Consider the following 6,645-nt stretch of genomic DNA (forward strand, 5'->3'; position numbering starts at 1 on the left):
AAAAAAAAACAATTTAATATATATATCATGAGTGTTTTAGTTAATAAAGATTCTAAAATAATTGTTCAAGGATTTACAGGAAGCGAAGGAACTTTTCACGCTTCGCAAATGATTGAATACGGAACCAATGTTGTTGGCGGTGTAACTCCTGGAAAAGGGGGTTCAACGCACTTAGACCGGCCTGTTTTTAATACGGTAAAAGATGCAGTTGAACAAGTTGGAGCAGATACAACAATTATTTTTGTTCCGCCAGCTTTCGCTGCAGATGCAATTATGGAGGCTGCAGACGCAGGTATTAAAGTAATTATTACCATTACTGAAGGTATTCCTGTTGCAGATATGATTAAAGCAAATCAATATATTAAAGGTAAAAATTGCAGATTAATAGGACCTAACTGCCCAGGAGTAATTACTCCAGGAGAAGCTAAAGTTGGTATTATGCCAGGTTTCGTATTTAAAAAAGGAACTATTGGAATTGTTTCTAAATCAGGAACATTAACGTATGAAGCTGCTGACCAAGTTGTAAAACAAGGTTTAGGAATCACTACTGCAATCGGAATTGGTGGCGATCCAATCATTGGAACTACTACAAAAGAAGCGGTTGAATTATTGATGAATGACCCTGAAACCAAATGCATCGTTATGATCGGTGAAATTGGTGGTCAATTAGAAGCTGATGCAGCACAGTGGATTAAAGCTGATGGAAACCGTAAGCCCGTTGTTGGTTTTATTGCTGGTGAAACTGCTCCAAAAGGACGAACAATGGGTCACGCAGGTGCTATTGTTGGCGGTGCCGATGATACTGCCGAAGCTAAGAAACGCATTATGAGAGAATGCGGAATTTTCGTTGTAGATTCTCCTGCGGAAATTGGTAAAAAAGTAAAAGAAGTTTTAGGTTAATCTCTAAAACTAAAAAATATTAAATACCTCACGGGTTTTCGTGGGGTATTTTTTTGTAAATAATTACATTAAAAAGTAAAGAATATGTATAAAGAATTAAAAAAATTCAAGGTTAAAAATCAATTTACATTTACAACTGATGACAGTTTAGAAGAAGTGTGTAATACATCTGAATTTGGATGTGGCGTTTTCCTTGTATATGCTGTCGATGCTGAAGAAAAAGAGCTAATTATGGTTGGTTCTTCGGGAACCATTCAAAATGACGGTACTTTGAAAAGTAAAAATGGCGGTTTGCATGACAAAATTGTAAATGGTCATCAATTTGCCAAAACTGGAAGGAAATATTCTTGGCCAGCTCAAATGAAATTAGAAAATATCGACCGATTAGAAGTTTATTGGTATGAAACTTTTAATGATAAAAATAAAGTAATTCCGACATTTATAGAAGGACAAATTCTGCAAAATTTCTTAGATGAAAACGCAAAATTACCAAGATGGAATGTGGCATTTTAGTAAAAAAGTACCTTCTTAAAAACAGAAAAACTCCTTAATCAAGAAGCTTTTCTGTTTTTAAAGTAATTATTTTTTCAGGATAATTTTGTATGTTTTGACATTATTATCAGAAGCTATTTTGAGAAAATAAAGACCGTTATAAATAGTATCGGTTTCAAAATAACAAATTGTACTTCCTTGTAAAAACTCTTTTGAAGCAACAATCCTTCCTTGTTCATCAATCAAATCCGCTTTTAAATTTTCCGTTATCATTTCGCTAGATTGAATGATAATCATTTCATTTACGGGATTTGGATAAATTTTAAAATTTAATTTTTCTAGATCAAAACTCGAATTCACCATTACTGGATTGTATGTAATAACCGTTTCCGTTATCGGCGTAACTGTTGGAGCATTCATATTTATTGTAGATTTTACCCCATAATAATAGGGGCCAACTACATAAGGATATGTTGAATTATAATTAGAATCTACGGTTGTATAGTAGCAATAAATACCATTTGGATATTCAGGTGTCTTACTAAAACGGCCATTGTGAATGTCTAAATAGTCACTGTTAGAATTGGCTATATATTCATAATCTTCACGATACCATCCTATAGGGAACGAGGTATTCACTGGTGGTCCGGCTATGACATTAGTACCATCTGAATAATTATTTCTAACGGTGATGTTTCTAGCGCTATAACTAGATTTCAATCGAGTAATTGAGCTATTTGCATCTAAAGGATTTGAATATCCGTAGGGCCCATAAATAGGATAACCATCATAAGCAAATCCTAATAAAGGGGAATGTACATTTGGATTTATTACATATAAACCGTCCGATGCATAAGGCGAACAAACTGTTGAAAGTACTACTAAATCCATATTAAAGGCGCTTGGATTTTGATGATGATGATAACGACTTTGCGCATCTGGATGACCTTTAGAACAATCAAATCCTACTCGTTCCGCCAAAACTCCATTTCTATTCCAAACTCCATCACCACCATTTGTAGTTGGAGCATCAGTTGCTGTTGAATTTTTGTATGAAAAACCATCCCCGTAGCTATAAAGTGCTACACCATTAATAAAAATACCAATGTTTGCAGCTCCTGTTGCTTGAGATTGTACGTTACCTAAAGTACTTGGAACTGGCACTAATGGAAATTTAAAAAGAGCATTTTGAACTGCTGCTACTGTTCTGGGATTATTATAAAAAGGACCTGTCACAAAAGAAGGAATTCCCTGTGTGCTTATATATGCTGAAGTTGTTGAATATTGTACGGTTTGCACATTGGCAGGTATAGCAGAATCTGTAATTATTGAAGAATTCCCTGTTAGATAATGTCTTCCAGTTATTCCAGTTGTATTTCTAAGCCATGATGTAATTATTGGATTTGTTTGGGAAAATACTGGTGCCCCAAATAATAATGCTATGATTATAGTGAATTTTATTTTCATAATATTATTTATCAATGATTACCTTAAATGTTTTGACATCAGTTCCGTTGGATATTTTTAAAAAATAAATACCGTTATAAATAGTTTCAGTTTCAATAATACTTAACGTACTACCTTGAAGAATTTGGCTTGTTTTTACCACCTTTCCTAATTCATCAATCAATTCAACTTTCAAATTATTTTCCGCCATTTGCGATTGAATAGCAATAAAATCCTGCGCTGGATTCGGCGCTATGGTAATTTTGAAATCAGCTATAGAAAAAGCATTTGTACTTAATGTAGTAACGGTTTCTGTTATTGTTGTAATTTTTGCTGCAGTTTTATTTCCATAGAATGTTGGTCCAACAACATAAGGATAACTAGAATTATGATTGGTGTCAACCGTTGTAAAATAGCAATAAATACCACTTGGATATTCTGGAGTTACACAAAAACGACCGTTATGTTCATCTAAATAACTTGGATCTGTAGAATGAGAAATAAATTCGTAGTCTTCTCGAAAATATCCTAATGGGTATGTTGTGCTTACTGCTGGTCCATCAAGAACATCTGTTCCGTCAGCCCAAATGGTTCTGGCAGTAATATTTCTGTATTGATAACCTGATTTCATTCTCACGATTGCGCCAGTTCCGTTTGTATTTGCATAGGCATAAGCCCCATAAATTGGGAAACCGTCATAAGCATAACCTAACAATGGAGAATGCTCAACAGAATTTATAACATAAAGTCCGTCAGAGGGATAGGTTGCACAAATAGTTGAAATAACATTTGTATCGAGACCAAAAGCACTTGGATTTTGATGATGATGATAATTTCCCATTGCGGGGTGTGCTTTGGCACAATCAAAACCTAATCGTTCGCCTACGACTGCATCTCTGTTCCATTTGCCATCACCCGCCGTACATCCCATTATAGGACCTCCACAAATTGCACTTGTCGCATTGTTCCAAGAAACCCCATCACGATAATCAAATAGCGCCACCCCATTTTTAAATAGTCCTATATTTCCTCCAGTTGTAGCCGTAGCTGTACCAGTATTTTGAGTAGGATTTAAAGGAAATTTAAATATTGCAGCCGATTGAGTTGTTGCTAATGAAGGATTTCCATCTAAAAAAGGTCCTGTAATGTATGCAGGAATTCCATTTGTAGTAACATAAACCCAACTAGTAGAATATTGAACTTTTTGTACATTTGCAATAGCAGCATCAACAATAGGAGTTGAGTTTCCAGAAACATAATGTCGACCTGTAATGGTAGTATTTTGCAACCATTTCGTAATTACAGGATTCGTTTGTGCAAACATTGAAAATCCAACTAATAACATTCCTAAAAGTGTAGTTTTTTGTTTCATTTTTTTATTTTTATTTATCTCATTTTATCTTCAATTCCTCTATAAAAAATCTTACATCCAAAAGATTCTGATTTTGGAACTTTTACTTCATTTCCTTGTAACAATAGATCTACAGCATCCGTTAAATAATGATTTTTTATCTTTTCTATTTCCCCTGCATTATCATCAATTGCACCTTCATATTTTACTAAATATTTACCTTTAATTTTCCAAATAACAAAAGCTTGAGGTGTATTTAATGCTTTAAATTCTTTACCGATATTTTGCTTTTTATCTTGCAAATATGGGAAATTTAATTGTTCTTTTTTTACTTTTAGTTGCATTCTACGGAAAGATTCTTCCGTATAAGTCAAGGTATCCATTGAATTTATGGCAATTACAGGAACACCTATTTTTTTATACTTTTCATTCATCTGATTCAATCGTTGCGAATAAAATTTAGCCATAGGACATTTATTGCAAGTAAAAATAACAATAAATCCCTTAGCATCTTTATAATCTGATAGCGAAACCCAATTATTGGTAGTAGCGCTTTTTAATTTGAAATTAGATATGGTTTTGCTCTTTTCAATAAAAGTAAAACTGCTCAGGGCAAATAAAACTAAGATTACGCATAATAAGAAAAACTTTTTTTTCATGACTATTTTTTGATAAACTTTATAGTCGTTATGCTTTTGGTTTGTTTGTCCATCATTTGAAAAGTATATACTCCTGCTTCTAATGATGAAATATCAATTCCATTTTGCCATTCTGGTTGGGGTAACATCATAACAATTCTTCCCGTAATTGTAGCAATCGTAACGTAATATATTTCTGTTGAACTATCCTTTAAATTAATAAATAATCTGTCATTTACAGGATTAGGAAATAAACTAAATTCAGTTGATAGTAAATTATAATTTGTCCCCATTGTTCCTGAAACTAAAAATTGTCCCATCATCCCTGAATCTTCATGACCTGCAAAATGGCAGTGATACATATAAGGATGGTTTACATCGCTATCAGCAAAATCATCAAATTTAGCTACAAAAGTTACCGATTCGAGTCTTGGTAAATAAAAGGTGTCTTTCCAACCGGATTCGTGAGTTCCAACTTGAGAAGCAACACCATTTCTTGCTACTATTTTAAATTCTACATCGTGTAAATGAAATGCATGTCCAAAACCTTGATTATTAGTAATCGTCCATTGTTCTGTAGTATTTAGAATTACATTTTGATTGATTACATTTAAGTCAAATGGAATTGCTGTAGCATTATTCGAAGCGGCAAAATAAAATGGATTTGGCCCGCCACCTGTAACTCCCATAGTTCTTGTAACGGTTGCATTTGAAGTTGTCCAATACACATTATTTGCTAAAGTTGTTGGGATAGATGTTATTGGAGATGTATTTGTAGTTCCAACATTGATATGTAATACAGGAAAGGTAATGTTATTTAGCATACTACCAAATGCATTTGACGTTCCTAACGGTTCTCCTCCAGGAAATCCTGTTAATTGGCCACTATTATACGAATTTAAATCAATGCTAGTTCCGACTACATCCGAAGTTAGATTTACTAAAATTTCAATTCGTTCTCCAACCATTAATTTTACTCTAGAAACCGTAACTGGAGCATTCAATAATCCACCATCATTAGCAATTATTTGAAAAGATCTTCCATCACTAAAACCCAAATCATATCCTCTCTCAATTTCAGCATTTAAAATACGCAATCTAACTATTTGCTTTGGTAATGTAATTTGTGCGTTTGGAGTTCCATTTGTTAACATATAATCACCATAAACGTCTGTTCCGTTAACAAATTGATTTGTAGAGGTATATTTTCTACTTGTTAATGCTACCACAAAGTCATCAACACCGTAAGTCCGAGGAAGATTTAAGGCCGTTTCTTGTGGGTCTTTTACTATAATAAATCCACCTATTCCTTTCGTCATTTGTGCTTTCGACATTTCGTGTAAATGTGGGTGATACCAATATGTACCTGCTTGATTCATAACTGTCCAATACGGTTGCCAAAGCGTTCCAACTGGAATAACTTGATGTGGCCCACCATCCATAACAGCTGGTAAATGCATCCCGTGCCAATGCAGCGTTGTAGATTCGTTTAAACTATTAGTAACATTCATATGTACTAAATCACCTTTATTGATAAATATTGTTGGTCCCCAAAAGGTTTCATTGTTAATAGATCCAGTTATAGTTTGATTTCCAGTAACTAATTGTTTGGTAGATTCGTGAATATTCAAATTAAAAGTTGTGCCATAAAGTGCTTGTGGCATTGACATAGTATTGTATTGTGCTTTTATTGCAAATGAATTCAAAACGATGAATGAAAATAAAATAATTTTTCTCATAATATTGTATTTCGGTTTAAATTTTTATGTATATCCGTTTTTAATCATACTCCTGTAATACTTGCTATCACTAGTCTAT

6 protein-coding genes are annotated in these 6,645 nt (G+C 33.5%); 2 read left to right on the top strand and 4 right to left on the bottom strand.

Annotated features, from left to right (window positions below; genetic code table 11):
• Positions 1-27 precede the first annotated feature (27 nt).
• Both sucD and AC9UEH_RS09795 read left to right on the top strand, forming a co-directional pair.
• Positions 28-900, top strand: coding sequence for a succinate--CoA ligase subunit alpha (gene sucD, locus AC9UEH_RS09790; protein ID WP_509531240.1), 873 nt, complete (start codon positions 28-30; stop codon positions 898-900).
• 84 nt (positions 901-984) lie between these two features.
• Positions 985-1,413 (top strand): hypothetical protein, encoded by a 429-nt coding sequence (locus tag AC9UEH_RS09795; RefSeq protein WP_509531242.1) that lies wholly within the window; start codon positions 985-987, stop codon positions 1,411-1,413.
• Between the two features lie 66 nt (positions 1,414-1,479).
• On the opposite strand, the gene AC9UEH_RS09800 is transcribed toward AC9UEH_RS09795, so the two are convergent.
• Genes AC9UEH_RS09800 through AC9UEH_RS09815 form a run of 4 tightly spaced genes read right to left on the bottom strand, consistent with a single transcriptional unit; the run spans position 1,480 to position 6,566 of the window.
• Positions 1,480-2,859 carry a YHYH protein gene (locus AC9UEH_RS09800; RefSeq protein WP_509531244.1) on the bottom strand — a complete coding sequence of 460 codons (1,380 nt, stop codon included), beginning with the start codon at positions 2,857-2,859 and terminating at the stop codon, positions 1,480-1,482.
• Between the two features lie 4 nt (positions 2,860-2,863).
• Positions 2,864-4,210: a YHYH protein gene (locus tag AC9UEH_RS09805; RefSeq protein WP_509531246.1), complete on the bottom strand. Its 1,347-nt coding sequence runs from the start codon at positions 4,208-4,210 to the stop codon at positions 2,864-2,866.
• A 14-nt stretch (positions 4,211-4,224) separates the two neighbouring features.
• Positions 4,225-4,848: a thioredoxin family protein gene (locus AC9UEH_RS09810; protein ID WP_509531248.1), complete on the bottom strand. Its 624-nt coding sequence runs from the start codon at positions 4,846-4,848 to the stop codon at positions 4,225-4,227.
• A gap of 2 nt (positions 4,849-4,850) precedes the next feature.
• Positions 4,851-6,566 carry a multicopper oxidase domain-containing protein gene (locus tag AC9UEH_RS09815; RefSeq protein WP_509531250.1) on the bottom strand — a complete coding sequence of 572 codons (1,716 nt, stop codon included), beginning with the start codon at positions 6,564-6,566 and terminating at the stop codon, positions 4,851-4,853.
• Between the last annotated feature and the right edge of the window lie 79 nt (positions 6,567-6,645).

The sequence above is a fragment of the Flavobacterium sp. genome, from assembly GCF_040402835.1.
GTDB lineage: Bacteria > Bacteroidota > Bacteroidia > Flavobacteriales > Flavobacteriaceae > Flavobacterium.

Bases quoted from the DNA above. Each gene is read 5' to 3' on its own strand.
- AC9UEH_RS09815 (WP_509531250.1), bottom strand. From the start codon at position 6,566: ATGAGAAAAATTATTTTATTTTCATTCATCGTTTTGAATTCATTTGCA.
- AC9UEH_RS09795 (WP_509531242.1), top strand. From the start codon at position 985: ATGTATAAAGAATTAAAAAAATTCAAGGTTAAAAATCAATTTACATTT.
- AC9UEH_RS09805 (WP_509531246.1), bottom strand. From the start codon at position 4,210: ATGAAACAAAAAACTACACTTTTAGGAATGTTATTAGTTGGATTTTCA.
- sucD (WP_509531240.1), top strand. From the start codon at position 28: ATGAGTGTTTTAGTTAATAAAGATTCTAAAATAATTGTTCAAGGATTT.
- AC9UEH_RS09800 (WP_509531244.1), bottom strand. From the start codon at position 2,859: ATGAAAATAAAATTCACTATAATCATAGCATTATTATTTGGGGCACCA.
- AC9UEH_RS09810 (WP_509531248.1), bottom strand. From the start codon at position 4,848: ATGAAAAAAAAGTTTTTCTTATTATGCGTAATCTTAGTTTTATTTGCC.